The sequence below is a fragment of the Emergencia sp. genome (assembly GCF_048465375.1).
GTDB lineage: Bacteria > Bacillota > Clostridia > Peptostreptococcales > Anaerovoracaceae > Senimuribacter.
Window position 1 is genome coordinate 361,847 of the sequence record NZ_DBFWLQ010000002.1, and the last position, 26,984, is coordinate 388,830.

Below are 26,984 nucleotides of genomic sequence, written 5' to 3' on the forward strand. Positions count from 1 at the left end.
ATGTTTCTATGACTCTCTACAGCCCTCAAAAATAACCGCAACAGAAAATTTAAAGATTCTATGAAAATTAGAGACTGTTTTCCGCTGAAATAGTGTCTGATGCTGTGATGGAGTTACGCGAAACCTTTAGAAAGGCATCAAAAAACCTAACTTTATCGTAAAGAATGCTCGGTATATACCCCTCCCCCCTGTATATGAAAAAGAAAACCATATAGATATTATAAAACGCATCGCATGATTCTATTTTGATGTCGAATTCTGTAAAAACCTGTAAAAACGTTTATTTGCCGCAACTGGCAATCCTTGGGTCTATTTTCTAAACACCTGATTAAACCTTTCTCTGTTATGATGAGGTTAAATATTTAATGGAGGACAGTTACATGGAAGATGAAAAACGTTTAAAAGAACTGACCACGGAACAGACCGAGTTCAAACGGGAAATCGGCGTGTTCGGAGGTGTCAGCATCATCGGCGGAATCATGATCGGTTCCGGTATTTTCTACCTGGGTTCTTATGTATTACAGAGGACAGGCATGAACAGCGGGCTGGCTTTAATCTGCTGGGTTATCGCAGGAATCATCTCTCTGTTTGGCGGCTTGTGTTACGCGGAACTGGGAACTGCAATGCCGAAAGCCGGCGGCAGAGTCGTTTACTTAAATGAGGCATTTCACCCTGTGGTGGGTTTTACTGCCGGATTTACTGATTGGCTGGTAGGCGGACCAGGTTCTATCGCCGCTGTAGCCATCGCACTGATGGAAGTGCTGAGATCATTCTTTGACATCAGCGGTTTCGGTATCAAAATGGGGGCAATCGTACTGATTGTAGCTTTGACAGCGTACAACCTGGTGGGTGTCAAAATCGCATCCATCGTACAGAGTCTGTCCATGATTGCCAAGCTGGTTCCGGTAGGCATCGTCATGCTGGTGGCTCTCTTTGTGGGCAGAGTCAGTCCGGATCTTTCACTGGGGGCAGCCAGCGATTATGCGGCAGCAAACGATACCAGTATTCTCAGCATGATTGCCATCGCAGTGGTCGCATCACTGTGGGCTTATGAAGGCTGGACAAATCTGAATACAGTGGCAGAAGAAATTAAAAATCCAAAGAGAAACCTGCCTCTGGCTTTGATTATCGGCATCGGCGGCGTCACCGTACTTTATACCTTATTCAACTTTGCCATTATGAAAGTATTGCCACATGAGCAGATTGTTGCTATGATTAATGCAGAAGATCTGTATCTGGGCACGGCAGTAGCAGAAAAGGTACTGGGCAGCGCAGGAGCCATCGTCGTATCCATCGGTATGATTCTGGCCATGTTCGGCACTGCCAACGGAATGGTTCTGGCACAGCCGAGAATGTATTACGCCATGGCAGAAGAAGGGCATTTCTTCAAAAGCTTTGCCAAGCTGCATCCTAAATACAAGGTGCCTTATGCGCCGATCATCGTGCAGGGCGTTCTGTCTATTGCCCTGGTTTTGATGAGAAATCTGGATCAGCTGACCAATCTGGTCGTCGTAGTAGCCATGATTTACAACGCCCTCGTCATCCTGGCAGTGCCAATTTTGAGGAAGAAATATCCAAATATCGAGAGGCCGTATAAAGTCTGGTTCTATCCAGTATCCGTCATCATCACGGCACTGATCTTCATCGGCCTGATTGTCATTTCTGCCATCGAAGATCCTGTAAACGGCGCCATGGGACTTTCCGTTCCAGTGATCGGTGCAGGCGTTTACTATATCTTCGATATGAAATTAAAGAGAGAGAAGAAGTAGCATGAAGAGGATTTTGCATCACGGAAAAGTATATGTAGAAAAGGGCATCTTTGCGCAAGCGGTCTTGATAGAGGACGGATTGATTGGGAAAGTCGGCAGCAATGAAGACATCCTGTCTCTGGCAGACGGAGATACGGAGCTGATGGACTGTGGCGGCAAGACTTTGATTCCCGGCCTCAACGACTCTCACCTGCACTTCATGCAGTTTGGAGAGACCTTGAATCAGGTGGACATTGACGGCGTGCCATCCATCGAAGAAATGATCAGAAGATGCCGGGATTTTATAGACAAGCATCCAGACAAAGTAAAGGACGGGCTGCACGCCATCGGCTGGAATCAAGACTTGTTCGTGGATGGGGATCGATTGCCGGATCGGCATGACCTGGATCAGATCAGTACGTCGATTCCCATCGTCTTAGAGCGGGTATGCGGACATATCGTCTCTTCCAATACAAAGGTCATCGAGATGCTGGGCATTGACGGCGATTCACCGCAGTTTCCAGACGGAGATTTTTTGATCGGAGAAGACGGCTACCCCAACGGCATCTTTACAGCCAACGCCTGTAATATCGCCAAGGCTTTGATTCCAGATTTCAGTATGGAAGAGCGACGGCAGATTTTGCTGGAGACCATGAAATACGGTGTCGCCCATGGACTGACCAGTGTGCAGAGCAACGACGTCGGCACTACCTTTATGGATGGACCGGCGGCCTTCAAAATGTTCCACGATGTCTATGAGAGCGGGGAAGCCTTGCTCAGATATAGACATCAGGTCTGCTTCAACGACTTTGCGGCCTTTGAATCGTATCTGACAGAAGGTGAATTCGCCTGTGGCGAATACGGCGAAAATTCCTGGCTGACCTTGGGTCCTCTGAAGCTTTTCAAGGACGGCAGCCTGGGGGCGAGAACTGCTCTGATGCGGGACGGCTATGCCGTTGACAGGGAAAATCACGGTTTGGAATGGATCAAAGAGGATGAGATGGAAAAATACTGTCAGCTGGCGAAGAAGTACGGCTTGCAGGTTGTCACCCATGTCATCGGCGATGCCGCCATCGAGAAGACCATAGACTGCTATGAGAGAGCCTTTGTCGAGGGAAAAAATCAGCTGAGACACGCTTTGATACACTGCCAGATTACTGATGAGGGCCTGCTCACGCGTATCGCCCAAAAGGGCATTCTGGTCTTTGCACAGCCGATCTTCCTCGATTACGATATGAATATCGTGGAGGAACTCTGTGGCAGAGAACTGGCATCGACGTCCTACGCCTTTGGTACATTGCGGCGCAAGGGTGCCCATATCTCTTATGGCACCGACTGCCCGGTGGAAGACTGTAACCCTTTTCCTAATATCTATATGGCTGTAACACGGAAAGATAAAAGTGGACAGCCTGAGGGTGGATTCTATCCCGGTGAATGTGTAGACGTGGCGGACGCCATCGACGCTTATACCATCGAAAGTGCCTACGGCGAGTTCATGGAAGATCGAAAAGGTCGGATCAAAGCGGGTTACTACGCTGATCTGGTTCTGCTGGATCGCGATATCTTTACGGTGGACCCGATGGAAATCAAAGACATCCTGCCGGAAATGACCATGGTCGGCGGCAAGGTGGTTTATCAGAAATAAATATAAAAGAACGTAAAACGCCAACTGATATTAGACGGTTGGCGTTTTTTGCATTCTCACTTGAACTGGGCAAGCATTTCCTCATATAAAGCCGGATTGGAAAAGATTTTGACGATCGTGTATGAGATCAGGAGAGCACCAGTACGTATCGCACTGTGCAGCGTATCAGACTTCATGATTGCTGCAAATTCTGCAGTGTGTATAGGTGCGTCAGAAACCTTCAGAACTGGATGGAATGCAGGACATCGGAAACTCACATTGCCGATGTCGGAGGAGCCGAACAGCGTATCGGTGCGTGTAAATGGAACCTTCAGCTCTGCAAAGGTGTCTGAGATCACGTCTTCCACAACAGGATTGCCTTTGAGATTGTCAAAAGGTTTATCTGGCACAGTCTTTTTGAATGTACAACCTGTCATCATGGCGGCGCATTGGGCCATGGTATCTACTTTTTTCGTTATCTCATTCAGATAATATCTGTCAGAAGAACGGGTATACATGGAAACTTGAGAATAATCAGGAACGATGTTGGCGGCAACACCGCCGCTATTTATAACACCGTGCATTCGTACATCTGGCTTGACATGCTGCCTGAACATGTCAACACTGTCGAATAACAGTCTTGCAGCATTGAGGGCGTTGTTTCCTTCCCATGGCGCGGCTGCCGCATGAGAAGCCTTTCCACAGAAGTCGTAGATTGCAGAATCAAGTGCTAGCAGGTTGGCGCTGGGAGCACTGAAGTTATTGGGGTGAACCAAAATGGCGAAATCGTATTGGTCAAAGACGCCATCCTCAACCATGATACACTTTCCACCGTAAGTTTCTTCTGCGGGCGTCCCAATGATATGGATATCTGCATCAAGCTGATCTTGCAGCATTGCTAAAGCGAAGGCTGCTAAGATGCTGATGGAACAAATTGCAGAATGGCCGCAGGCATGGCCGATTTCTGGCAGCGCATCATATTCTGCAAGAAGTGCAATTTTTCTGTGGTGATGGTTTCTGCCGTATGTGGCTTTGAATGCTGTAGCCATATTGTTAAAAGGATATACGACATCATATTGTCTGCTCCGGAGAAATTCCACGATTTTTTTGGATGTTTCATACTCCAGTCCGCTGAGTTCCGGGTGATCAGCAATATCGTCATTTAATCTGCAGATTTCGTCAAAGTAGAGCGCTGCCTCTGATTGAATCTGTGCTTTCATTTCTTCATAATTCATAGTTGTTACCTCCTTGTGTGTTCAGCGTTAGAAACCTTTATCACATTCATTGCAAATTTGATGCCAGCAAAAAATGGGGATTTACTTGTGAAAAAAGAAAGTAGTAAAGACTGATGTGAGAGAAACGGAGGGGATATGGGAAGAAAACATCACAGTATTTCTGACGCAGATTCCAAAGATTGCAGGAAATACACGGCTTGAAAGGACTCATTTTTGTGGCATGCGATTTGCAATGACATACATCAAATAACTTTTGCTTTGTGAAAGGAGAAAAGAAATGACGTATGAAGAATTGATTGTAAAAAAGAGTGGAGTGACTCCCCAGATCATTCCCTCCGCAAAGGATACTGCGCTTGTTTTGATCGACATGCAGAATCTGGCAACGGCAGAAAACATTGTCAGGGAAGCGGTCGCTGCAGGCCTTGATGAAGAGGAAGCGCGGCAGCTTTGCCAGAAATACCACAAGCTGGAGAGGGCGGCAACGGATAAGGCTGCAAAACTGCTTGCGGTCTGCAGAGAAAAAGGAATCAGACCGATACATGTGAAAATTCAATCCTATGCAGGGGATGCATCAGATACGGGAGGACTGCACAAGAGATTGAACTTCCAATGTCCGCCAACCTCTTGGGAGGCAGAATGGATTCCGGAGGTCGCGCCAGAGGAAGGGGAAGTCGTTCTCATCAAGACCTGTTCCGGCGCAGTTGTCGGCACACCGATTGAAAGAGTTCTCCTCGGCATGGATATCAAGAAGTGCTATTGTGTCGGTTTTTACACTGACCAGTGTGTAGAGACGACGGTGAGAGATTTGGCAGACTGTGGGTTTGAATGTGAGCTGGTTCTGGATGCTACCGCTACAGAGACGGAAAAAAGGTACAACAACACGATTGAAAACATCTGTAATGTGTACTGCGCGTCAGGTTATACTGACGAGATTATCGAAAAACTCAAGCGCTTGTAATAGGAGGGGCACATCGTAATTGGGGTGGCAAAGCATTGCCATCCCAATTATGATTGTGAATACATAATTACCAATTATAGCCATTTGAAAACGGATATTACCTGGGCTATAATGAATTTTGAAAGGTGAGAATATTATGAGAACTTCTATCAGCAATAAGATCATGGCTATTTTTTTAATTATTGTAATCATAATGTCCTTTTCACTGGTTTTCTATTTCCAACATTCTTTTACGTTATATAGTAATGAGCAAAATATAGGATTAGTCAGAAAGACAGTAGATTTATCGTGGGAGCTGTACAAAGAAACTATCACATTGCAATGTAAGGAAGTTGATCTTTTACTAGAAAATTCCCAAAGCAATCGAGCAGAAAGTCTCTTCAAAAGTCTGGGAGAACAAATGGGGGAGCGGGGGATCAGCCGAATCGGCATCTATGATTTTTTGAACAGCCGCTTTTGCGGAACTTTAAAAAAGTTTCAAGATTACGAGGACGGATTGATTGTAGTTGACGGCAGGCTTGCATACAAAACCAGTAACAAAAAATACAGTGTCTGTATATCATTTGACAAAGATTTTTTGAAGAAGTATTTCCCTGGGTTTACGGTAGATCGAATCAAGTATACGAAGTATTCCATCAATCAAGAGGAGAAGTGTAACATTGCCGCAGGTTCAACATACGCTGCGGTAAGCTATTTTTATCAGGGAATCTGTGCAAATTTCAGAATTCTGATTCCAAAATCCAATAACAGTGCATTCATCAATTCTATTATCATCATCTGTCTGCTCTTATTAATCTGTTCGAGCTTTCTCGGCAGATTTCTGGTATCAAAGGTGTCAAATCCTCTTGAATACATCATAGATAATTTGTATGCGCCGCAAATTGATAAAGATGCAATTCATCTGCGCAATGATGATGAACTTGAGATGCTGGTAGATGAAATAAACTATATGAAAAAAGATATTGTGGAAAAAAATCAGAATCTCGTTGAACAGCGAAACCGTTTAAAGATCGTACTTGAGAAAATAGGATATTCTATCGTGATTATTGATAAGAATTATCATTTAATCGACATGAATTCCCGTGGAGGCTGTTTTGAAAATTATTTCGAAAAAAAACACGAAGAAGGTGCAAAATGCCATCAATTGTTTTTAGGGAAAGACAGCCCCTGTAAAGGCTGCAGGCCAGGCGGACGAATTGCAGAGAAAGTATTCAATCATCGAATTTTCACTGTCACCAATGACACGATAAAATATTTTGAAGATGATGAAGAAGTGAGTCTGGTGGTCTCCAGAGATATTTCAGTCGACGTATTAAATTCGAGAAAAATTTTTGAATTGGACAGATTGGCGCAGATTGGCAAGGTCACATCTGCCGTGACCCATGAATTAAAGAATCCTCTGGCTGTAATCAAATCCAGTATGTACTATCTGGACAAGCTTTATCTTGATAACGTGCCAGAATATATTTTTTTAAAAGAATATGGTGAAACATCTGGTCTGATCAACACTGCGGCGAAGAGAGCTGAATACGTAGTGACGAATCTTTTGGAGCTGTCGAAAGAGCGTCCGGGCACTAGGGGGAAAGCGGTCAGCCTCAATAATATTTTAAAACAGGTTTTATTGTTGTATAGAGATGATTTATATAAAAAACGCGTCAGGTTTTCACAAGAAAACAAAATCGACACAATGGAAATCGGAATGGATACAGAAATATTCAAATCCATTCTGATGAATGTCATCAGCAATGCCGTTGAAGCTGTGCGCGAAAATGGAATCATCATTGTCAGGGCGGACGAGAATGAAAGAAAAAACAGCTACATAATCACGATCAGTGATAATGGATACGGAATCGTGGATAACGATAAGGAGAAAATCTTTGAATCATTTTACTCTACGAAAACTGAAAAAGCAAATGCGGGATTGGGACTTTGGATTGTAAAAAAGGAGATAACGAAGTGTAATGGCAAGGTATATGCACGCAGCAATGACTTAAATGGCGTGGATCTTGTCATTGAATTACCGAGGGAGGGAAAAGATGAAGAAAGGGAAAATACTTCTGATTGATGATGATATTGCTTTTCTTACTATCACGGAAAAAATATTGGGTTATGCCGGTTATCGCGTGGACACTGACAGCGACCCGGCAGATGCGATTGAACGGGCTGATTTAGGCGACTTTGACTTAATTATCACAGACCTGGTCATGCCGCAGATAGATGGGATAGAAGTCATAAAGAGCATTCTTGCACGCCATCCCCATAAGAAAATACTCGTATTAACTGGCAACGCCACCATAGAAACAGCAGTAGAGGCTATGAAACAAGGCGCCTATACCTATATCGAAAAACCTGTGGAATCCGACAGGCTGCTGAGGAAAATCGAGGAAGTCTTCTATTTTGAGAATCATTCTGAGGAGGAAGCTTTGCTGATAGACGATTCTGAAATATATGTCGGAGAATCGCCAGAAATAGCAAAAGTATTAAAAATGGCTGAGAAAATAGCGAGAGTGGAATCAGGGACGCTCATTTTGGGCGAAAGCGGTACGGGGAAGGAAGTCATTGCATCGCTAATCCACAAAAACTCAAATCGCAGGAATGGGCCTTTTATCAAAATAAATTGCGCAGCAATTCCCGAATCCCTCTTTGAAAGCGAGCTTTTCGGGTTTGTAAGAGGTGCATTTACGGGAGCGATTAAAGACACAAAGGGGAAAATGGAATTGGCGAGAGGAGGCACGCTGTTTTTAGATGAAATAGGAGATCTCACATTGCTGGCACAGACGAAAATATTACGGGCAATCCAGGAAAAAGAAATATACCGCATCGGCGGAGAAGCTTCTGTGGAAATCGATTTTCGATTGATATGTGCCACGAACAAAGACCTCAGAAAACTGGTAGAAGAAGAGAAATTCCGGGAAGATCTTTATTATCGAATCAATGTCGCAACCATTCATCTCCCGCCGCTGAGGGAAAGAGGAGAAGATATTGACGGTTTCATCGAATATTATCGCACGGAATTTGCAAAGAAGTTCGAGAAACAGATTCCTGTGTTTTCGAAGGAGGTCATGGACTGCTTGCAGAATTATTGCTGGCCGGGGAACATCAGAGAACTCAAAAATGTGATTGAACGCATCTATATCTTCGGAGAGGTAAATAAAGAGGTGACATTATTGGATCTGCCAGCAGAAATATTGAATAACGATCACAGCAGTTTGTCAAGAAACGAAAATAATATGCAATATAAAGATGCGAAGTACGAGTTTGAAAAAAATTATATCGAAAAAATGCTCATAAAAAACAATTGGAATGTTTCAAAGACAGCAGAAGAGATCGGTCTTTCGAGGCGGAACCTTCATGAAAAAATCAATCAGTTTCAGCTGAACAGAGGGGGTTTCAATGATAGTGGGCGGTAGTGACCAGATTTTGATTGTCGTACTTTTTTACTTTTTAATTACAATGATTGTCGGCTTGCTGCCATTTGGGAAAAAGCGAGTGGACAGTCTCGATAATTTTCATTCAGCAACAAAGGGAATTTCTGATTGGTGTTTCGTTTTCTGTGTATTATCTACAATCTATACCAGTTCAACTTGGACAGGCTGGGTACCCCTGACGACACAAATCGGCATCTATGGTATATACACCACCGTATATATCGCCATTGCAGCGTTTTTGTACGGAATCATTTCCCCCAAGGTGTACGATAATGCGAAAGAATCCAGCATATTCTCACTGGGAGGATATTTGGAGCACCAGCTCCACAGTCATGCAATCAATATATTCGTTTCCATCGTATCGATCATCGTTGGTGCGATTTGGATCGTGATGGAACTCAAATCATTGGGAATCATCATCTGTGCGGCATTTAATTATAGTATTAATTTTGTCAGTGCTGTCATCATGGGATTACTGGTGATTGTGGTCTATATCATCTGGGGTGGGATGGAAAGTGCCGTTTGGAGCGCATGCTTACATGGAATCATCATGATCTTCGGAGGCATTATAATTTCAATTATGCTGGTAGTCTATCAATACGGTTCGCTGTCCGATTTTTTGCTGATTCTAAAAAATAATGCAGATATCGTGGAATTAAACTATCACAATTTCAGCAAAATGGGCGATTCCTCGCAATGGATCTCTAACGCAATCGTATCTGCCTTGGGCATGGTATGCCTGCCGCAGATTTTTTCTCGCATGGTGATGGGGAAGAGTGAGCACTCACAGAAAAAAATAGCGAAGTGGATAGGGATTTCTGCTCTGTGGTGCCTGTCCTTTGTGCTGATCGGCTATGTAGCGATGATAGAAAACATACAAGTGACCCACAGCTCTAATCTGATATTTGAAATCATGGCGTTATCTGACCACACGTGGGTCTTGTACCTGACTTATATCGTCATGATGGCGGCTGCAATGGGAACCCTCGATATCACGCTGTTTTCATTATCGACTACCATTATTACTACATTTGTATCAGAAAGCAAGATTTCAGAGAGCAAATACAATAAAAAGAATAAATATACTTATGTCACATTATCAAGGATAGTCATCGTCATTGTCGCTATGCTGTGTATGTTCATCGCCATTATATTAGATGATAATCTGACCGACATGGCAATAAACAGCTATCAATACATTTGTCAAATTTTTCCTACTCTGATGTATGCGGCTTTCTCAAAAAATAAAAATACCAGAGCGGCTTTTTGTGCTATGGCAAGCGGGTTTACCCTGACTGCTGTTTTGGAAATCAGTAATATCAGCTTTATTATGACATCTGGCGTCTGGGGGCTGATCGTTAACGCAATCATTATCATCGCAAACTGTGCAGCCGCTAAGAAAAAAAGGTCACACCTGTGCTAGAATCACCCCATATTTCAGAGTAAGAATCTGAAGAATCGTTGCAAATACTATGCTGATCCCTTGGCATGGTATTTGCTTTTTTATTGTGTAGGAAATATCGATGAAATCGATATTGAAGGATATCTGATGAGATAAGAAAGGAGAGAAAAATATGAGACATCATAAACTTTTTACTGTGATTTACATTATTGTAGTTGCAGTAATGCTTGTTCCGGCATTTTTGCAATTCGCCAATAAACCGGCATTGGTTTTGGGATGGCCAGCTTTTTTCATGTGGCTGATCGCATGGACGATCATAGGCGTCATTGCGATGATTATCAACTACAGAATGGATTGTAAGGCTGATGCAGAAAGGCAAAGGAGATATAAAAGTTAATTTGAACTACTCGATTATCAGAAAGGAGATTTATTATGGGAGTGATTCCTCTGATTATGTTGGCAATCTATTTTGTCATTATTATTGTTCTGACACTACGAACGCCTAAGTCAGGCTCTGGGAACTTTGAAGACTTCATGACAGGTTCAAAGAGTATGGGGGCAATCGTAGTCGGCCTGGTCATGATGGTAACCTATTATTCAGGCTCCACCTGGACTGGATGGATTGGATTTGCAGGAATAAACGGAGCTTTTGCTGGTTATGTCATCCCTTATGGCTTCTGCACGGGATTAGGCATGTATGCACTGGCTAAAAGACTTTGGCCGCTGGGGAAACAATATCAATTATCTGACTGCGGTGACATTTATGAACTGAGGTATCAAAGTAAATTACTGAAAACGATTGCAGGTCTCACCGGTGCCATTCTAAACACCACATGGATTACTATGGAGCTGGTCACAATCGGATATATCATTAAGGCATGCTCCGGGGGAGCCATTTCAACAGCAGTCGGTTCGCTGATCGGATTGGTCTTCATGGTTGCCTATACACTGTGGGGCGGCGTCAAGAGCGTTGCATCTGTCAATACGTTTCAATCCATTGTGATGGTCTTCGGCGCAGTAGGAATTATCTTATATGTGGTATATCATTACTATGGGAGTGTGGGAAACATGTTCTCCATAGCGCTTGATATCAGTCCGCAGGTATTCGTATTAGATTCGAGCATGAATGCATCCTGGTTCTCGTTTGTGTTCCTCTGTTCGATCGGCGCACTCTGTTACCCGTCTATCTTCTTGAAAATGTTCATGGCAAAATCACCAAACGAAGTAAAGAAGTCGGCAATTATGAATTCATTTGGATCGTTATGGTGTCTGCTGATTTTGCTGGGCGGCTTTGCCTGCATCGGTTATCAGGTGGCGACGGGACATGTCATCGGCAACTGGGAAGAGGCTTTGCCGCAGATGATGGCAGAAAGCGGCAATGCTGTCTTATTCGGGATCATGTGCATTTTTATTCTGGCGGGCTGTATGGGCACCGTAGACGGAACGTTACTCTCGATATCGGGCATTGTAACCAACGACGCAATTTTAGTATGGAAAAGACATAAAGTTCATGATGGATGTATCGGCACAAAAGATTATAACGGCGCTGACGATGGCGGAAAGTCTGTCAAATGGACAAGGATCATCGTCGTCATCATCGGCGTATGTGCATACATCATCACCACCTTCGATTTGCCGCTCCTCGTCAATATCGCCATGATAAATTATCAGGGAATCGGTCTGCTGATGATTCCTCTGGTTGGCGCGGTGACATGGAAAAAGGCGACAAAAGAAGGTGCCTTTTCGGGCCTGATTGGAGGGCTTCTCGTAACCATCGCCCTCATGACAGCAGGACTCAATCCACTGGGATTTCTGCCGGGAATCTATGGTGTGATTGTCGAAGCGATTCTTTACATCGGCATTTCTCTGGCAACTTATAAACAAGATAAGCCAGAAGCAAAAATGTTTGAAGAATTTAAACGGTACACTGGAGATGCAGTAGACGGAGAAACGGGGAAATTCCTGGCATGACGATGGATTGAGAATTTGTTTTGAAGAGGTAATTTGCATTGCGCAGCCATTGACTTTCGAGTCTTTGGCTGCGTTTTTCTTTGTTATCCAGGGATTGTCTGCTAAAGAGAATCGTCTGTAACGGTGAATATCTCCTCAATTGTGACGCGAAATACGTTAGCTATATTCCAGGCAAGTACCAAGGAAGGATTATAACGCCCTTTTTCCAGGTTACCGATTGTTTCCCTCCGGACGCCCACTAATTTTGCCAGATCCTCCTGTTTCATATTCTCCCGTGCGCGAAATTCTTTTATCTTGTTTTTAATCATTTTTCAAGACCCCATTTTTCTTTCAATCCGAAAAAAGCGGTCGATAGGGCGTAGACTACAACCGCGACGCTCCATCCCCATGCAAAACCAGCCAATAAGGACTCGCTGGCAGTTTGATTCTGCATGAAAAAGCTGATTAGGACAACGATTGCAGTGGCAATCATTCCGCAGTAAAAAGCCCGTGACGCAGATCGGTTCATATATTCTTCCAGCATCTCATCTGATTTTATAAAAAAGTATTCAAAATCTACGACAAAGGCGAAAAAAGCAAGAAAGCCTCTTTCCTCTGTAAATATGCCGATAAAGCCTAAGAGAGAGAGTAATCCCAGTGAACCATATAAATATTTGCGATGTTTCATAATTTCATCCTCCGATGTGGTATATTTGTAACTTTATGATATAAATATACCACATTACAGAATAAATGTCAATTTGAGAAGTCGAATTAGCAGCTGCCAAAATGGTTCTCTTTTCATGGGGCTGAAAAAATGGTAAAATAAATACAACGAGCTTGGAAAAGGAGTCTTTATGGAAGAACGGATTATCATCAAAAACGGACGCTGTATGACCATGGACGAAAGACAGACGGCGGACTGGATTGTTATAGAAGGAGAGCGGATTCTGGCAGTGGGTGACGGCGATGGCTGGCAGGAGTTTGCGCAAGGAATCCATCGTCTTATCGACGGGCAGCAGCGCACAATATTGCCCGGTTTTATCGACAGCCATTTTCACATGGTCATTACCGGTTTAGCGGAGAACTTTGTCAATCTGGAAGGTGCCAGAAACTTTCGCAGCATCGGCCGCAGCATCAAAGCTGCTCGCGCAAAGAAAAAAGGGGAGCTGATCGTGGCAAAGTTTCTCGACGCTACTCGTCTGGAAGAAAAACGTCTGCCCGACCGCACGGTGCTGGACAGATATTGCAACGATGCGCCGGTAGCAGTCTATTCTGCCGACTACCATGTACTGATTCTCAACACCTATGGGATATTGTACTTCAAAGTACCATTTACGCTGGACGGAGTGGATTTGGACGAGAAGGGGATGCCGACGGGTATTTTCACCAACCAGGCGGGCTCCAGGCTGGACACCTTGATCTTCAGTTCGTTCTCTGATGAAGATATTGACGAGGCCGTGTCGAGTACCATGGACAAGATGCTGGGTTGTGGGATTACCACCATTGCAGCCATGGAGGGCGGCAATATGAATTTTGCCTTTGGAGAAGACAAGCAGTGCGAATTCATCTATCAGCACGGCAAAAAATATCCCATCGACATGGAACTTTTCTATCAGACGACCAACGTGGACTATGTGATGGAAAAGGGGTTGAAAAGATTGGGCGGCAATTTGTACCTGGATGGAACCATGGGCGCACGGACGGCAGCACTGTCTTTCGATTATGCCGATGCGCCTGGCTGCAGAGGACTCTTCTGTATCGACGAGAATTACCTCAAAGAAGTGGTCTGCCGCTGTTATGAGAAAAACCTGCAGGTCGCCCTCGACGCCATCGGTGATAGGGCCATTGAACTGGCTCTCGACGCTTTTGAACTGGCGATATCAAAGTTCGGACGCAAAGACCATCGAAGCCGTATTGAACATGCTGAACTGATTACAGAGGTACAGATGAAGCGAGCTGCAGATCTTGGAGTCATTCTCTCCATGACGCCAGCCTATGAAGGAATCTGGGGAGAGAAAGGCGGTATGTACGAGCAGCGGCTGGGCGGCCATTATGGCAGATCCAACCAGTTCCGGCAGATCTTTGACAGCGGTATCATCGTCTGCGGCGGCTCTGACAGTGACATCACCGATCCCAACCCTATGGTCGGTATTCACGATGCAGTCAATCATCCTGTCTGCTGCCACCGGGTCAGCCTGAAAGAGGCCCTTAGGATGTACACCATTCACGGCGCTTACGCACTGTTCAAGGAACATGAAATCGGCAGTCTGACTCCAGGCAAGCTAGCAGATGTGATTATTTTGGAGCAGGATATAGCAAAGCTTTTGCCAGATAGGTTGAAGACGGTGAAGACGGCTGTAACGATAAAGCGTGGAAAAGTCATGGTTGAAGGGTGAAGACATGTTGGAATTGAATTTTTTGGGCAAAGTCAGAATCAAGCTGGACGACCAGGACATCAGCAGCAAAGTGAGCAGCAAAAGTGCAGCATTGCTGGCTGTTTTGCTGCTGCAGAAGCACAAGAAGATCGACCGCGACAGGCTGGCGGGCTATCTCTGGCCGGAAAGTGCGGAAGATGCGGCAAAATATAATCTGAGATATAACCTTTGGCAGCTCAAGAAGCTGCTCTATTCTGCGGTGCAGGAAGAGAGTTTTCTGATCGTCACCAAAACCACCTGCCAGGTCAACGAACGGTTCCTCTACCGCTGCGACCTCTGCGAGGCACTGCGTATCGATATTGCTGCTGAAGACGACGTGACGAAGCTTGAATACGTCAGGCAGATCACCCAGGAGGACTTTTTCAGAGGGCAGTATTTTGCCGGCTGCGACGAACTGGAGGAGCTGATCATCATGCAGCGTTACTGCCTGGAAAACAAGCGGCTGGCGTTGCTGAAAAAACTGGTGGAGATTTATGGGGAAAAGGGGCAGGATGCCCTTTGCTTATCCGCTCTGCAGGATTTGGAGGAAATCGACCCCTATGACGAAGGGGCTGCGGAGAGGCGCATCGGCATTCTGATCGAACAGGGAAATTATAACGAGGCGGTCAGATATTATCAGAATTTCTATAATAAGCTGGCGGTGGATATCGGCGTGCAGCCTTCAGACGCTTTGAAGAAACTGATCGGGGGAATCGGGAAGCGGGAAGCATCCCGCTCTGTTGTCAGAATTGAAACCTGTTGTCTGCAATCTGTCGACTGTTTCTGGATGTCTGATGTATTAAAGCAGCTGATGGAAGAGGGGAGCCTTTGTTTCAGCGACTACCTTTCTGCAGAAATGCTCTCGGACCTTTCTCATATCCAGCGCCGTCTGGGAAGACCGTCTGTGCCTCCGTCTCTGGCGGTCGTTGCAGATGCATTTATGGATCTGATCAAAGGGATTACAGATGGCGGCAACCGGCTGGAGATCGCCGTGCACGACCTCAACTCTATGGATGCGGTTTCGCGGGATGTTCTGCAGCTTCTCAAGAGGACCTGCGGAGAAATGCTGGCAATCATTGAGGTGAAGGAGTAAAAGCACAGGGTAAGAAATGATGCTTCTCGTTGCAATGACGAGAGGCGAGGATTATAATGATTTTGTAGAATTTTGTCGTGTGGGAGGTGCTTTGTATGCTTGGTGCGATTATTGGCGATATTGTCGGCTCCGTATATGAGTTTGACAACATCAAAACAAAAGATTTTCCGCTTTTTCGGGAGGACTGCCGGTTTACGGACGATACCGTCATGACCATAGCAGTCAGAAATGCGCTGCGGATATATGACAAAGAAAAGGATATCCAGGTCTTTCAGGCGGCTCTGATTTCTGAAATGCAGAGGCTGGGGCGAAAGTATGCGGATCGCGGTTACGGGGGACGATTTGCAAAGTGGCTTTTGATGGATGAACCCGAGCCTTACGGCAGCTATGGCAATGGCGCTGCCATGCGGGTTTCTCCGGTGGGAGAGTATGCTTCGTCACTGGAGGAGGCGCTGAAGCTGGCCAAGGCCTCGGCTGTGGTGAGCCATGACCACCCGGAGGGCATCAAAGGCGCGCAGGCGGTTGCGGCGGCAGTCTTTCTCGCCCGCCAGGAAGGCTGGGGCAAAGTGCGAATCAGGAATTTTATTGAAGGTGAATTCTATTCTCTAAATTTTACTTTAGATGAAATCAGGGAGACCTATGCCTTTGACGTGAGCTGTCAGGGCAGCGTGCCCCAGGCGCTCGCGTGCTTTTTTGAAGGAGAGTCCTTTGTGGACGTCATTCGCAACTGCATTTCCATCGGTGGTGACTGCGATACCATAGCAGCTATAGCCGGCGGCATTGCAGAGGGGTATTATGGGCTGCCGGAAGGGATCGTGGAAGGGGCTATGAGGTATTTGGGGGAGATAGAGGGGGAGATGTGATAAGGCAGGATATATTGTCATGAGCAGAGCTGTCGCGGAAGCGGCAGCTCTGTTTGATGTTTTTGTAGTTTTTACCTCTATTTTATCTTCGTCCACTGACAAAAAGCGTTCCAGGCTAACTCTACCTTTTGTGGATACTCGTCCTTTCGATAGTTGTCTTTTTTAATCATAACGCCGTTGAGAAGGAAAAAGAAGACTTCGCAGCAGTCATCATCGGCTTTGGTTACGCATAGCCGCTTAAATAATCCTATCAGTAGAGTTTTGAAATTTTCCTCAAATTTGAGAAGTATCTCTGTAGTCTGCTCCTGGCACTCAGGATTGGGATGCAGACCGATGCGCAGAATATCTGCCGTTTCGCTGAGACAGAAGAGGAGGAACATCTGATGCAGTTTTTCTTCATCTGATAGGCGGTTATCAAAGAAGATATTGGAAAGCTGCGCGGCCGCACTGTCAAGAACTCCCTGATAGACCTTCAGAAATAATTGTTCTTTGCTGTCGAAATGGGAGTAAAGAGAAGACTTCTGAACACCTGTAGCTTTCGAAATGTCAGACATAGATGTGCCATAATAACCATATTTAGAAAAAAAATCTTCTGATGCGGTGATAATCCGCTCTTTTGTCAAACCATGTTTACTCATATAATACTCCATTGCATTTGTTTTTGGCGACTGACAGAACGAACGGTCGCTTTGTTTTTTATAACATAGAAAATATCGTCCAATGAACGCTTCCTTACAGCGAAACTGTAAAATCTTTGCGTTCATTATAGCATAGACGAAAATTAATATCAATCTAACCACCGATGTATATCCCTCGATGCGAATAATTCTGAAAAATTAGAAAATACAATTGACAATAGGGTGAACGGGTGGTACACTGAATAAAACCGAACGTTTGGTAGTTTTTGATTTGAGATGTATTGGGAGTGTGCAAAGGCACACCAAAATGCCTAAGAAATGAAGGGAGGGCAAAATGTGTACCAAGAAAGAGAGTCATAATCTTCTGAATGAAGCTACGAGACCAGTAGCATACAGTAAACGAACAGTCGGTCAGTTCAATTTATCTATGATATGGTTCGGTTTCGCTGTACAGCTGATTATCTTCATGTTGGCAGGACAACTATATCCGTCCTGTAGCGTGATGGAAATTCTGATAGCTTTGATTCTGGGAAACACCGTACCTGCGATTGTCATTTACTTTACGCAGGAATTGGGCGTGAAGTACGGGCTGAGTTATGGAACCCTGGTACGAGTCATGTTTGGCATCAAAGGTGGTATTCTGCCAGGGTGGCTGAGAGCGGTTCCGGCAATTTTCTGGTTTGGTTTTCAAACCTGGCTGTGTGCGGGTGCAGTAGACGCGGTCTGTATCATGATCTGGGATTATTCAAACATTAATTTGTGGATTATCGTTTTTGGGATACTACAGATTTTTACTACGTTTTATGGAATCCGTTTCATCCGTATCCTCAACCTGTTCTCTTCCCCAGCGCTGCTATTGATGGGATGCATTCTGACATATCTGCTGCTACATGGTTCTGGGACGACTTTGGGTGAAGTGCTGGCACTGAAAGGCGATGGAAGTGGATCGCTTGCTGGAGCGACCATGGCATTTATCGGTGGCTGGGCTACCTTAGCCTGCAGCATTCAGGACATCGTAAAGGATTGTAAAGTACCCGATGGAGAAAAAACCAATTGGTCGAAATTAAATCTGCGTTACTGTGTGTCTCAGTGGCTGGGTATGGTTCCCGCTTCGGTGCTCTTCGGGTTTATCGGCGTTCTCTCTATGGCACTGACAGGAGAGTGGAACCCTACTCTGGCCATCTCGGCAGTGGTGGGTGATGTCTCCATTCCACTAGCGATTCTCTGTGAGTTTTTCATAGTATTTGCAACCTGGACGACAAATCCGGGAGCGAACCTGCTCAATCCAGCGTATGTCATCTGCGCAACGTTTCCTAAGAAAGTCAATTTCAAAGCAGCTGTTTTGCTTGCAGGCATCATCGGTCTGGCGATCATGCCATGGAAAGCGTCTGGAGACATCCAAACCATCATGAATTATGTCGGAAGTGCGCTTGGACCTGTAGCTGGTATCATGATTGGTGATTACATATTTGTTCGCAAGCGTAAAATTGCTTTGTCTGATTTGTACATATCAAAAGGGGGCGGTTATCATTATTGGAATGGTGTCAACTGGGCGGCAGTTTTAGCGTATGTTATCAGCGTGGTCGTTTCGTTGTTTTTCCCTAACTGGATGTATACTGTTGGATTATTGGCGGCAATCGTACTTTACGTTCCCCTGATGAAGGGCTGGGTGCTGAAAAAATATCCAGACAGCCTGCTAGACTATTCGCTCAATGAAGAGTGGCTGAAGTAAAGGAGGTTTATCATGAGAATATTAGTCATAAATCCCAACACCTCGGCAGATATGACTGAAGATATCTATCAATCGGCGGTGGCCGCCAAACAGAGCGCTACGGAAGTGAAGGTCACAAATCCTTCGCATGGACCAGAGTGTGTAGAGGGTACAGCGGACGAACTGATGGCTGCATACCATTTACTGGATATCGTACGCGAAGCTGAGAGCACGGACCATTTTGATGCATATATTGTGGCTTGCTTTGGTGATCCTGGGGTAGATGCTCTGCGGGAGCTGACAGACAAGCCAGTCGTCGGAGTGGCGGAGGCAGCAATACGCATTTCTTCCTTTATCAGTGGTAAGTTCTCCATCGTCAGCATCTTACCGAGGTGTTTAATACACTTGGAGGACCTGGTACGCAGATATGGCGGAGAAAAGAGATTAGCATCAATCAAAACACCGAATATCGGCGTTTTGGATTTTCATAAGGATGCAGAATCGGCAAAGCAGAAGCTTCTTTCGGCGGCAGATGAAGCGGTCCGTGAGGATTTTGCTGAAGCGGTCATCCTCGGCTGTGCGGGCATGTCAGGCTTCGCTGATCTGGTCGCTGGGGAAATCGGCGTACCAGTGATTGATTCCGTAACTGCGGCGGTAAAAGTGGCGGAGTCCTTGGTCGATATGAGACTGAAGACTTCAAAGAGAAACACCTATGCACCGCCGACAGGAAAAAAGTACAAATAACAGGAGGAAAATCATGTTTGATCTATTAATAAAAAATGCAAAGATTGTATCCAGCCAGGGAATTACGGACGGGAATCTCTATATCAAAGACGGGAAAATTGCAGCAGTCAGTACCGAATTGCTGGCAGACAAATCTGCTAAGGAAATTGATGCAGCAGGAAAATTTGTCATGCCAGGCGTGGTAGACGAGCATGTACATATCATCGATATGGGCCAGAGAGAGCTAGGGCGCTACGAACTGGACTCTGGTTCTGCTGCGGTTGGAGGCATCACTACGGTGCTGGAAATGCCTCTTTCTAATCCGCCTTCTACTTCTTTGGCTTCTTTTAAGCAGAAGGAAGAACGAGCAGAGAAGAATTTTGTTGTAGATTATGGTCTTTACGGAGGCGCTGTACCTGGAAATCTGGATGAGATGTATAAAATGGATGAAGCTGGCTGCATCGGGTTTAAAGCCATGATGGCTGGCTCTGTACCGGGGATGTTCGAAGTTGTGGATGATGGGCAGCTTCTTGATATATTCCAGGTCATCAAAGAACTGGATTCAACCATTGGCGTCCATGCGGAGAACGACGCTTTGATTGGACGTCTTGAAAAAGGATTACAGGCGGCTGGAAGATGTGACATGAACGCCTTTTTTGCCTCGCGACCGATTTTCCAGGAGAATGAAGCAATTCAGCGAGCAATTTACCTCAACAGCGACCCGCAGTGCCGTTTGCTTATCGTCCACGTTAGCAACCCATATGGAGTGAAAATGATTCATAAGGCTCGCAGCCAAGGAAATAACGTCCACTGTGAAACCGGGCCTCACTATCTAAATCTGTGTGAGGAGTATGGCGCAAAGATTGGGCCATATATGAAGTTCGCGCCGCCTGCTAGGAAAAAATCTTTGACAGAGATGATGTGGCAGCAGCTGGCGGATGGCATGATTGAAACCATCGGTTCTGATCACGGAGGACATCTGAGAGAAAACAAAGAGAAAGGCTGGCAGAATATCTGGCAGGCAGGAAATGGTGCACTGGGACTTGAAACATCTTTGCCGATGATGTTGACAGAGGGCGTTGGAAAAGGCAGAATAACCATAGAAAAGCTGGTAGAAGTCATGTGTGAGAATCCGGCGAAGCTGTTTCGTATTTATCCGAAGAAAGGAAGTCTGCAGGTGGGAGCTGATGCCGACATCGTGATTGTCGACATGAATTACGAATACACTATCGACGCATCAAAGTTCAAATCTTATCAAAAACACGGACCTTTTGATGGTTTTCAGGTGAAAGGCGCTCCCGTGATGACTTTGGTTCGTGGCATTGTAGTCGCTGATCATGGAGAGGTAGTCGGTAAACCAGGATATGGCCAGATGGTCAGGCCGATTAAATAAGAGGCAGCTATTGGCGGGATGGAGAGCGCATCAGAGGGCAAGAGATGCCGGATTGATGGATTGTGAGGTGGAAACATATGATGAAAGCAAATCAGAAACGAATTGAAGGGGACATAAATGAATTGGCAGCATTTAACGCCACTCCAGGAAAAGGATTGACCAGGCTGTCCTATACTGAAGAGTATAGGGAGGCCCAAAGGTATCTTCGTATGGAGATGGAGAAGCTCGGTATGTCTGTGCGGCTTGACGCTATAGGGAATCTGATTGGACGGCTGGAAGGCACTAATTCAGGAAGAGCGCGGCATAATGAAAAAAATATGACTGGCCGAAAAGACGAACCAGTGCAGGGAGATCCCAAGCTGCCGGCTCTGGCGGTCGGTTCCCACTTGGATTCCGTGTTGAATGGAGGTATTTTTGATGGAAATCTGGGTATCGTCTGTGGATTGGAATTGGCACGGATGTTACAGGAGAATAGCATTCAATTATCTCATCCCTTCGAAGTCATGGCAATTGTTGAGGAAGAGGGGAATACATTTGGATCTGGCATCATGGGCGGTAAAGCGATTGCCGGCAAACTGGATGAATCCCTGTTGGACCTATTAACGGACGCAGGAGGTCACAGTGCGCGGCAAGCTATGATAGACTTCGAGTTGAATCCGACCTCGATTGATACCGTGAAACGTTCCCCGGCTGATTTAGCAGTGTTTATTGAACCGCATATTGAACAGGGTCCTGTGCTGGAATCAGAGAATCTGTCAGTAGGCGTGGTCGATGCGATTGTGGGAATCCGAACCAGAGAAATCGAAATTGTGGGACGGCCGGATCATGGAGGCACGACGCCTATGCATCTGCGTAAAGACGCTGTAACAGCGATGTCAGAGGTAATTAATGAGGCTAGGCGGGCAGTGGATGATTTGGATGATGGAACGGTGCTTACCTGTGGCTGTGTCCATGTGGAACCAGGAACGGTTAACGTGGTACCTGGTAAAGCTGTGTTCAGTGTAGAATGTCGATCTCGAAACCAGGAATCTCTGGACTTTGTATTTGAACAGGTGCATGGTGTGTTGGATGGCCTGCGTGAACGTGGATTTTCGATTCTGGAAAAAACTCTAATGGAATTGGCACCGACGCACTTATCTGAAAGAGTGACGGCAGCACTAAAAAGAGGAATGTCTACTTGCGGCTTGACAGAAAAGGTGCTGACGAGTGGCGCCGGCCACGATTCCATGTGCATAGCAGGGGTTACTGACGTAGGCATGATATTTGTAGCGAGCCGGGACGGGCGGAGCCATTGCCCGGAGGAATACAGTAGTACAGAGGACATTGCAGACGCCTGCAATGTGGTGCTTGAGGCGCTGATAGAGTTGGATCAGGTTCTTTAATTTGAAATAGCAAAAGGAAACTGCCGCTGAGTGGAGAACACAGGCGGCAGTTTTTGTATGGCTTAAATATGTAATTACTTAAGATTGAAATTTCTGTGAATTGTGGTATACTTTAGTAAATGTTTGTCTTAATTTATTGAATTAAGGGGATGATGAGATGACTGATGTGCTTACACCTGAACAACGTCATAAAGCCATGAAAAATATTAAGCGTAAAGACACTAAAATTGAATTGAAACTTAGAAAGGCGTTGTGGGAAGCAGGATATCATTATCGGAAAAATTATAAAGGACTACCAGGAACTCCAGATATAGCTTTTACCAAGTATAAAATAGCCGTTTTCTGTGATAGTGAGTTTTTTCATGGAAAGGACTGGGATAAATTAAAGGAAAAACTAAAGTCGAGTAATAACTCTGAATACTGGCTGAATAAGATTGAAACAAATATAAACAGAGACAAGCGTATCGACGCCGAGCTGGATGAGATGGGATGGCGAGTTATTCATTTCTGGGGAAATGATATATTGAGAGATGTGGACGGTTGTGTTAAGCAAATCGGAGACGTAATTTTAGGTCGATTAGTGGAAAATAATTATCAAGATTGACCTGGCAAAGGGGGCTATCATGCAAAAAACGTATTTTGAAAATTATGATGTAACAAATCCCGAAAGCATAGAGGCATATGCCAAGAAACTGATTGGAAAAACATTTAGACAGATTAGTAGAGAAGATACATCCCCCATTTCAGATTTGAAGGGATTAGAAACATATGATGCTTCGCATGAAAATAGAAAACAAAAGGGCGGGCTCGGAGTGTTGATAGAAGAAAGGTATTTTCATTATAAGGCTAATAGCATTTCAGATGCTGACTTTCCGGAAGCAGGTGTTGAGCTTAAAGTTTCTCCTTTTAAAGTTAATAAAAACGGAACTTTGGCGGCAAAAGAACGTTTAATTATTACGATGATAGATTATTTTAGCGTGGTTAATGAGCGATTTTATGAAAGCCACTTTTGGAAAAAAGGCAGGCTGATATTGCTTATATATTACTTGTATCAGAAGGAGCTTGAACGGCTAGATTACACTATAAAATATGCTGATTTGTTTACTCCGCCAATAGATGATATCAGGATAATCAAACAAGATTATGAAATCATTGTAGAGAAGATAAAAGCGGGTAAGGCGCATGAACTTTCAGAAAGTGATACGATGTATCTAGGAGCAGCCTCGAAGGCTTCAACCTCTAAGGATAGGACGAAACAACCATTTAACCTGGAACTTGCCAAACCTAGAGCTTTTGCATATAAAAATTCTTATATGACTTATGTCTTAAATCATTATATCGTCCCAGGGAAAGTTACATACGAAGCAATAATAAAGGAAAAAACAAATTTAACTTTTGAAGATTACGTTGTAAAGAAAATACAAGCGTATCAGAATTACTCGTTTGAAGATTTATGTGAAATATTCGAAGTGAACTCAAAAAGTAATGCAAAGAATTTGGTGTCTACACTCACATTCAGAATCTTAGGTGTTAAAGGTAATCATGCAGAAGAATTTGAAAAAGCTAATATAGTTATTAAATCTATCAGGTTGACCAACAGAAATACAATAAAGGAAAACATGTCATTTCCGAGATTCAAATTCAAAGAAATTGTGAATGAGGAGTGGGAGTCATCCTGTATTGGAAGATATTTTGAGGAGACAAAATTTCTCTTTGTTGTTTTCAAGTTTGATGCTGAAGGTGTTCTGCGGCTAAAGGGGTGTCAGTTTTGGAATATGCCTTATGCAGACTTAAATGAGGAGGTCAAATCTGTATGGGAAAAAACGCGAAATATCTTGAAAGAGGGGATAGTTATTAGTAATGAAGGAAAAAGAACTAAAAATAATTTACCCAAGGCTTCTGAGAATCGTGTTTGCCATGTGAGGCCTCATGCAAAGAATTCAAAGGATGTGGATGAGTTGCCAAATGGACAGTTATATCCAAAACAGTGCTTTTGGCTGAATAATAAGTATATTTTAATGCAACTGAAAGAGTCCTTTTTTCAGTAGGAGGAGGTTAAAATGGCTGGATATATTATGTCGTTAGACAATATAGATGCACTTCAATATTGTATTGAGAGTGGTACTTACAGTACAAAAATGAATATTAAGAATATTTGGAATAAACAGCAAGAAGGAACATTTGCTGATTATTTTAGCATGAAAGAAGGAGATAATATTTACTTTTTTATCCAGCGAAAAATCTATGGTATTGGAAAAATTGTTAATGTAGGTTTTGATTGTAAATATTTAAATTTCATTGATGCAGATATTGCAAGATCATTCTCAGCAAATGAAATGCGTGTAAATCAGCAATTGCTTTCTGGAAGTACGGATTCTAACCGATGTTTTTGTACTTTCAAACCAACACCTTATTTTTTTAGACGTGGCGTTGATATGGATGAAGTTCTTAGCAGCAATCCATCAAAATTTCGGATGTTAAGAGCAATGTGGAAAGTATCCTTTATTAAAGTTAGTGACGATGAAAATCAGGCTATTGTTGATATTATCCTAAAGCGTAATGAAGAATATATAGAAAATGGTAGGAATACTTTTATCTACGATGATACTGTACATGATTACATATTAAATCATGTAACGCAAAGTCATAGTTTAGGTCCAGAAAAAATTCTCTCTGCATGCGAAGAAGTTAATGAAAAGCTCAAACATGAAATGGCTATTGAAGCGGCGCTGTGTTATTTGTTGTCCAATGAAAATCATCCTATTTTCGGTTCATGGGATTATATTTCACATCAAGTGATTGCGTCTCCATTTAAAGCTATTGATTATATGGATAAAATGGATATTTTCGGGTACAGATATATATTCGGGTATAAGACCATATCAAAATACCTCGTTATTGAAATTAAAAAAGATAGGGCAGAATGTGAAGTAATAGACCAAATAATGAAATATGTAGATTGGATTCAGAAAGAATATGCATTTGGTGACTATTCTATGATTCAAGCGTACATTGTTGCGGCTGATTACACTGAGGAAGTAATAGAAAAAAGAAATCGAGAAGGCGTTAGGAATTTTACTAAAGGTTACAGGCCCACGAATTCATGCATATGGAATGACATTAAATTATTAAGATATCGTTATAATGGTACTTATATTGACTTTGAAGAAATAAATTAAAGTTTGAAACAGAATGCTTAACTAGCATTCTGTTTCAAAAATTTTGTTTAACGTGGTGCCCATTCTTGTAATCAAACCAACAACTAGAGCATTACCCATACAAAAATATCTAAATCTTTCAGGCATTCCAGTTTTTGTCCAATCATCCTCAAATCCTTGTATTCTTTCTGCTTCTATAGGGGTGATTTTTCGTAACTTTTTAGTTTCAGGATCTTCAATGATATGAGTGCTTCTATTTAGTGAAGATTCACTCGTTAACATTGTTCTTGCAGGTTTATCGATAGGATCAGGAAAAGCAATGGGGCCCTCTGAAAAAACGTATTCGTGTCCATCCTTGCTAATTCGCTTTATTTTTTTAGAGCCTTTCAGATATTCCCATTTATGTAAACTATCATTAATATAATAGCGTTTATCTACGTTCCTTTCTAAAAGAGTTTCTAATGGAATGAAATCTTCTATTATTGGAACAGAATTGCCGGTAGTTATATTTCCTTCATACATGTAACCTGAATTATGAAAACTAAACTGAAATTGATCTGAAACATCTACTAAAGAATCATACCGGAACTCTATAGAATCAGCCTTGTCAAGTTTAGCAATTGGAAAAGTTTTTGCAAAAAAACCTTGATTATTAATAATGTTGATTGGAGAAAAAGAATTTATATGGTTTGCATAATTTGTATTATTTTTATAAGCAAATATGAAAACTCTCCGCCGCCTTTGTGCAAAACCATATTCTGACGCATTGATAATACGCCATTCAACAGAATAATCAAGTTGATTTAAGCATGCTAACATCACACCGAAATCCCGTCCACGTTGTGTTGAAGGTGATTTTAGCAGTCTATCTACATTTTCTAAGAGAACAAACCTTGGCTCTTTTGCCGCGAGTACATCTCTAATTTGCCACCATAAAACACCTTTTTTACCTTCAATTCCTGAAGCACCAGTTCTTGCGACGGAATAATCCTGACAAGGAAAACCTCCGACAAGCAGGTTATGGTCAGGAATATCATCTTTGGGGAATATTGATATATCTTGGTTTACATGATTTTCTGAATTACCAAAATGATGGCAATAGCAGTCAAATGCATGTTGTGATTTCTTCCCAGGTTCCCATTGGTTTGCCCATACCGTTTTCCAATCTTTGGAGGAACGTTCGAATCCTAAGCGAAAACCACCCACACCAGCAAACAGCTCGCATATTGTTTTATCAATCATAATAAGTTTACCTCCAAAA

At 43.7% G+C, this 26,984-nt stretch carries 23 protein-coding genes; 18 read left to right on the top strand and 5 right to left on the bottom strand.

Annotation, left to right across the window (positions count from 1 at the left end; all coding sequences use genetic code 11):
* Positions 1–380 precede the first annotated feature (380 nt).
* Both ACMQ5W_RS02180 and ACMQ5W_RS02185 read left to right on the top strand, forming a co-directional pair.
* Positions 381–1,769 carry an APC family permease gene (locus ACMQ5W_RS02180; RefSeq protein ID WP_419023017.1) on the top strand — a complete coding sequence of 463 codons (1,389 nt, stop codon included), beginning with the start codon at positions 381–383 and terminating at the stop codon, positions 1,767–1,769.
* 1 nt (position 1,770) lies between these two features.
* A complete protein-coding gene (locus ACMQ5W_RS02185) occupies positions 1,771–3,393 on the top strand; it encodes an amidohydrolase (RefSeq protein ID WP_419023019.1) in 1,623 nt (540 codons plus the stop codon).
* 56 nt (positions 3,394–3,449) lie between these two features.
* On the opposite strand, the gene ACMQ5W_RS02190 is transcribed toward ACMQ5W_RS02185, so the two are convergent.
* Complete coding sequence (locus ACMQ5W_RS02190; protein WP_148494184.1) at positions 3,450–4,607, bottom strand: M20 family metallopeptidase; 1,158 nt, start codon at positions 4,605–4,607, stop codon at positions 3,450–3,452.
* A 277-nt stretch (positions 4,608–4,884) separates the two neighbouring features.
* Here ACMQ5W_RS02190 and ACMQ5W_RS02195 point away from each other — a divergent pair, with 277 nt between their 5' ends.
* From ACMQ5W_RS02195 to ACMQ5W_RS02220, 6 genes are all read left to right on the top strand, one after another.
* Entirely contained in the window at positions 4,885–5,565 is a 681-nt protein-coding gene (locus ACMQ5W_RS02195; protein WP_419023021.1) for an isochorismatase family cysteine hydrolase, read from the top strand.
* Positions 5,566–5,965: 400 nt separating this feature from the next.
* Positions 5,966–7,630 (top strand): sensor histidine kinase, encoded by a 1,665-nt coding sequence (locus ACMQ5W_RS02200; protein WP_419023023.1) that lies wholly within the window; start codon positions 5,966–5,968, stop codon positions 7,628–7,630.
* On the top strand, positions 7,602–8,975 hold the full coding sequence (locus ACMQ5W_RS02205; RefSeq protein ID WP_419023025.1) for a sigma-54-dependent transcriptional regulator: 1,374 nt from the start codon (positions 7,602–7,604) through the stop codon (positions 8,973–8,975). The genes ACMQ5W_RS02200 and ACMQ5W_RS02205 overlap by 29 nt, the downstream gene beginning before the upstream one ends.
* Complete coding sequence (locus tag ACMQ5W_RS02210) at positions 8,959–10,416, top strand: sodium:solute symporter family protein (protein WP_419023027.1); 1,458 nt, start codon at positions 8,959–8,961, stop codon at positions 10,414–10,416. Before ACMQ5W_RS02205 ends, ACMQ5W_RS02210 begins: the two co-directional genes overlap by 17 nt.
* A 151-nt stretch (positions 10,417–10,567) precedes the next feature.
* Positions 10,568–10,792, top strand: coding sequence for a hypothetical protein (locus ACMQ5W_RS02215; RefSeq protein WP_419023029.1), 225 nt, complete (start codon positions 10,568–10,570; stop codon positions 10,790–10,792).
* Between the two features lie 35 nt (positions 10,793–10,827).
* A complete protein-coding gene (locus ACMQ5W_RS02220; protein WP_419023031.1) occupies positions 10,828–12,366 on the top strand; it encodes a sodium:solute symporter family protein in 1,539 nt (512 codons plus the stop codon).
* Between the two features lie 101 nt (positions 12,367–12,467).
* Here the strand turns inward: ACMQ5W_RS02220 and ACMQ5W_RS02225 are convergent, their stop codons facing one another.
* On the bottom strand, positions 12,468–12,674 hold the full coding sequence (locus ACMQ5W_RS02225; RefSeq protein ID WP_148494196.1) for a helix-turn-helix transcriptional regulator: 207 nt from the start codon (positions 12,672–12,674) through the stop codon (positions 12,468–12,470).
* Complete coding sequence (locus tag ACMQ5W_RS02230) at positions 12,671–13,033, bottom strand: DUF3796 domain-containing protein (RefSeq protein WP_148494198.1); 363 nt, start codon at positions 13,031–13,033, stop codon at positions 12,671–12,673. The genes ACMQ5W_RS02225 and ACMQ5W_RS02230 overlap by 4 nt, the downstream gene beginning before the upstream one ends.
* 169 nt (positions 13,034–13,202) lie before the next feature.
* On the opposite strand from ACMQ5W_RS02230, the gene ACMQ5W_RS02235 reads away from it, so the two are divergent.
* The 3 genes from ACMQ5W_RS02235 (at position 13,203) to ACMQ5W_RS02245 (ending at position 16,718) form a co-directional block, all read left to right on the top strand.
* Positions 13,203–14,744 carry an amidohydrolase gene (locus tag ACMQ5W_RS02235; protein WP_419023033.1) on the top strand — a complete coding sequence of 514 codons (1,542 nt, stop codon included), beginning with the start codon at positions 13,203–13,205 and terminating at the stop codon, positions 14,742–14,744.
* A gap of 4 nt (positions 14,745–14,748) precedes the next feature.
* Positions 14,749–15,855, top strand: a complete 1,107-nt coding sequence (locus tag ACMQ5W_RS02240) for an AfsR/SARP family transcriptional regulator (protein WP_419023035.1) — start codon at positions 14,749–14,751, stop codon at positions 15,853–15,855.
* Between the two features lie 95 nt (positions 15,856–15,950).
* Complete coding sequence (locus ACMQ5W_RS02245; RefSeq protein ID WP_419023037.1) at positions 15,951–16,718, top strand: ADP-ribosylglycohydrolase family protein; 768 nt, start codon at positions 15,951–15,953, stop codon at positions 16,716–16,718.
* Between the two features lie 77 nt (positions 16,719–16,795).
* Here the strand turns inward: ACMQ5W_RS02245 and ACMQ5W_RS02250 are convergent, their stop codons facing one another.
* Entirely contained in the window at positions 16,796–17,356 is a 561-nt protein-coding gene (locus tag ACMQ5W_RS02250; RefSeq protein WP_419023039.1) for a TetR/AcrR family transcriptional regulator, read from the bottom strand.
* 334 nt (positions 17,357–17,690) lie between these two features.
* On the opposite strand from ACMQ5W_RS02250, the gene ACMQ5W_RS02255 reads away from it, so the two are divergent.
* The 7 genes from ACMQ5W_RS02255 to ACMQ5W_RS02285 all read left to right on the top strand — a co-directional run bounded on the left by ACMQ5W_RS02255 (position 17,691) and on the right by ACMQ5W_RS02285 (position 25,744).
* Positions 17,691–19,088: a cytosine permease gene (locus tag ACMQ5W_RS02255; protein ID WP_419023041.1), complete on the top strand. Its 1,398-nt coding sequence runs from the start codon at positions 17,691–17,693 to the stop codon at positions 19,086–19,088.
* Positions 19,089–19,100: 12 nt separating this feature from the next.
* Complete coding sequence (locus ACMQ5W_RS02260) at positions 19,101–19,811, top strand: aspartate/glutamate racemase family protein (RefSeq protein ID WP_419023043.1); 711 nt, start codon at positions 19,101–19,103, stop codon at positions 19,809–19,811.
* 13 nt (positions 19,812–19,824) lie between these two features.
* A complete protein-coding gene (gene allB, locus ACMQ5W_RS02265) occupies positions 19,825–21,183 on the top strand; it encodes an allantoinase AllB (RefSeq protein ID WP_419023045.1) in 1,359 nt (452 codons plus the stop codon).
* 77 nt (positions 21,184–21,260) lie between these two features.
* Complete coding sequence (locus ACMQ5W_RS02270; protein ID WP_419023047.1) at positions 21,261–22,565, top strand: M20 family metallo-hydrolase; 1,305 nt, start codon at positions 21,261–21,263, stop codon at positions 22,563–22,565.
* Between the two features lie 157 nt (positions 22,566–22,722).
* Entirely contained in the window at positions 22,723–23,169 is a 447-nt protein-coding gene (locus tag ACMQ5W_RS02275; RefSeq protein WP_419023049.1) for a very short patch repair endonuclease, read from the top strand.
* A 19-nt stretch (positions 23,170–23,188) separates the two neighbouring features.
* Positions 23,189–24,613, top strand: a complete 1,425-nt coding sequence (locus ACMQ5W_RS02280) for a Sau3AI family type II restriction endonuclease (RefSeq protein ID WP_419023051.1) — start codon at positions 23,189–23,191, stop codon at positions 24,611–24,613.
* Between the two features lie 12 nt (positions 24,614–24,625).
* Complete coding sequence (locus tag ACMQ5W_RS02285; protein ID WP_419023053.1) at positions 24,626–25,744, top strand: hypothetical protein; 1,119 nt, start codon at positions 24,626–24,628, stop codon at positions 25,742–25,744.
* A 21-nt stretch (positions 25,745–25,765) separates the two neighbouring features.
* Here the strand turns inward: ACMQ5W_RS02285 and dcm are convergent, their stop codons facing one another.
* Positions 25,766–26,965, bottom strand: coding sequence for a DNA (cytosine-5-)-methyltransferase (dcm, locus tag ACMQ5W_RS02290; protein ID WP_419023055.1), 1,200 nt, complete (start codon positions 26,963–26,965; stop codon positions 25,766–25,768).
* Positions 26,966–26,984 lie beyond the last annotated feature (19 nt).

Coding starts and splice junctions, on each gene's coding strand:
- ACMQ5W_RS02180 (WP_419023017.1), top strand. CDS start 381: ATGGAAGATGAAAAACGTTTAAAAGAACTGACCACGGAACAGACCGAG.
- ACMQ5W_RS02185 (WP_419023019.1), top strand. CDS start 1,771: ATGAAGAGGATTTTGCATCACGGAAAAGTATATGTAGAAAAGGGCATC.
- ACMQ5W_RS02190 (WP_148494184.1), bottom strand. CDS start 4,607: ATGAATTATGAAGAAATGAAAGCACAGATTCAATCAGAGGCAGCGCTC.
- ACMQ5W_RS02195 (WP_419023021.1), top strand. CDS start 4,885: ATGACGTATGAAGAATTGATTGTAAAAAAGAGTGGAGTGACTCCCCAG.
- ACMQ5W_RS02200 (WP_419023023.1), top strand. CDS start 5,966: ATGGGGGAGCGGGGGATCAGCCGAATCGGCATCTATGATTTTTTGAAC.
- ACMQ5W_RS02205 (WP_419023025.1), top strand. CDS start 7,602: ATGAAGAAAGGGAAAATACTTCTGATTGATGATGATATTGCTTTTCTT.
- ACMQ5W_RS02210 (WP_419023027.1), top strand. CDS start 8,959: ATGATAGTGGGCGGTAGTGACCAGATTTTGATTGTCGTACTTTTTTAC.
- ACMQ5W_RS02215 (WP_419023029.1), top strand. CDS start 10,568: ATGAGACATCATAAACTTTTTACTGTGATTTACATTATTGTAGTTGCA.
- ACMQ5W_RS02220 (WP_419023031.1), top strand. CDS start 10,828: ATGGGAGTGATTCCTCTGATTATGTTGGCAATCTATTTTGTCATTATT.
- ACMQ5W_RS02225 (WP_148494196.1), bottom strand. CDS start 12,674: ATGATTAAAAACAAGATAAAAGAATTTCGCGCACGGGAGAATATGAAA.
- ACMQ5W_RS02230 (WP_148494198.1), bottom strand. CDS start 13,033: ATGAAACATCGCAAATATTTATATGGTTCACTGGGATTACTCTCTCTC.
- ACMQ5W_RS02235 (WP_419023033.1), top strand. CDS start 13,203: ATGGAAGAACGGATTATCATCAAAAACGGACGCTGTATGACCATGGAC.
- ACMQ5W_RS02240 (WP_419023035.1), top strand. CDS start 14,749: ATGTTGGAATTGAATTTTTTGGGCAAAGTCAGAATCAAGCTGGACGAC.
- ACMQ5W_RS02245 (WP_419023037.1), top strand. CDS start 15,951: ATGCTTGGTGCGATTATTGGCGATATTGTCGGCTCCGTATATGAGTTT.
- ACMQ5W_RS02250 (WP_419023039.1), bottom strand. CDS start 17,356: ATGAGTAAACATGGTTTGACAAAAGAGCGGATTATCACCGCATCAGAA.
- ACMQ5W_RS02255 (WP_419023041.1), top strand. CDS start 17,691: ATGTGTACCAAGAAAGAGAGTCATAATCTTCTGAATGAAGCTACGAGA.
- ACMQ5W_RS02260 (WP_419023043.1), top strand. CDS start 19,101: ATGAGAATATTAGTCATAAATCCCAACACCTCGGCAGATATGACTGAA.
- allB (WP_419023045.1), top strand. CDS start 19,825: ATGTTTGATCTATTAATAAAAAATGCAAAGATTGTATCCAGCCAGGGA.
- ACMQ5W_RS02270 (WP_419023047.1), top strand. CDS start 21,261: ATGATGAAAGCAAATCAGAAACGAATTGAAGGGGACATAAATGAATTG.
- ACMQ5W_RS02275 (WP_419023049.1), top strand. CDS start 22,723: ATGACTGATGTGCTTACACCTGAACAACGTCATAAAGCCATGAAAAAT.
- ACMQ5W_RS02280 (WP_419023051.1), top strand. CDS start 23,189: ATGCAAAAAACGTATTTTGAAAATTATGATGTAACAAATCCCGAAAGC.
- ACMQ5W_RS02285 (WP_419023053.1), top strand. CDS start 24,626: ATGGCTGGATATATTATGTCGTTAGACAATATAGATGCACTTCAATAT.
- dcm (WP_419023055.1), bottom strand. CDS start 26,965: ATGATTGATAAAACAATATGCGAGCTGTTTGCTGGTGTGGGTGGTTTT.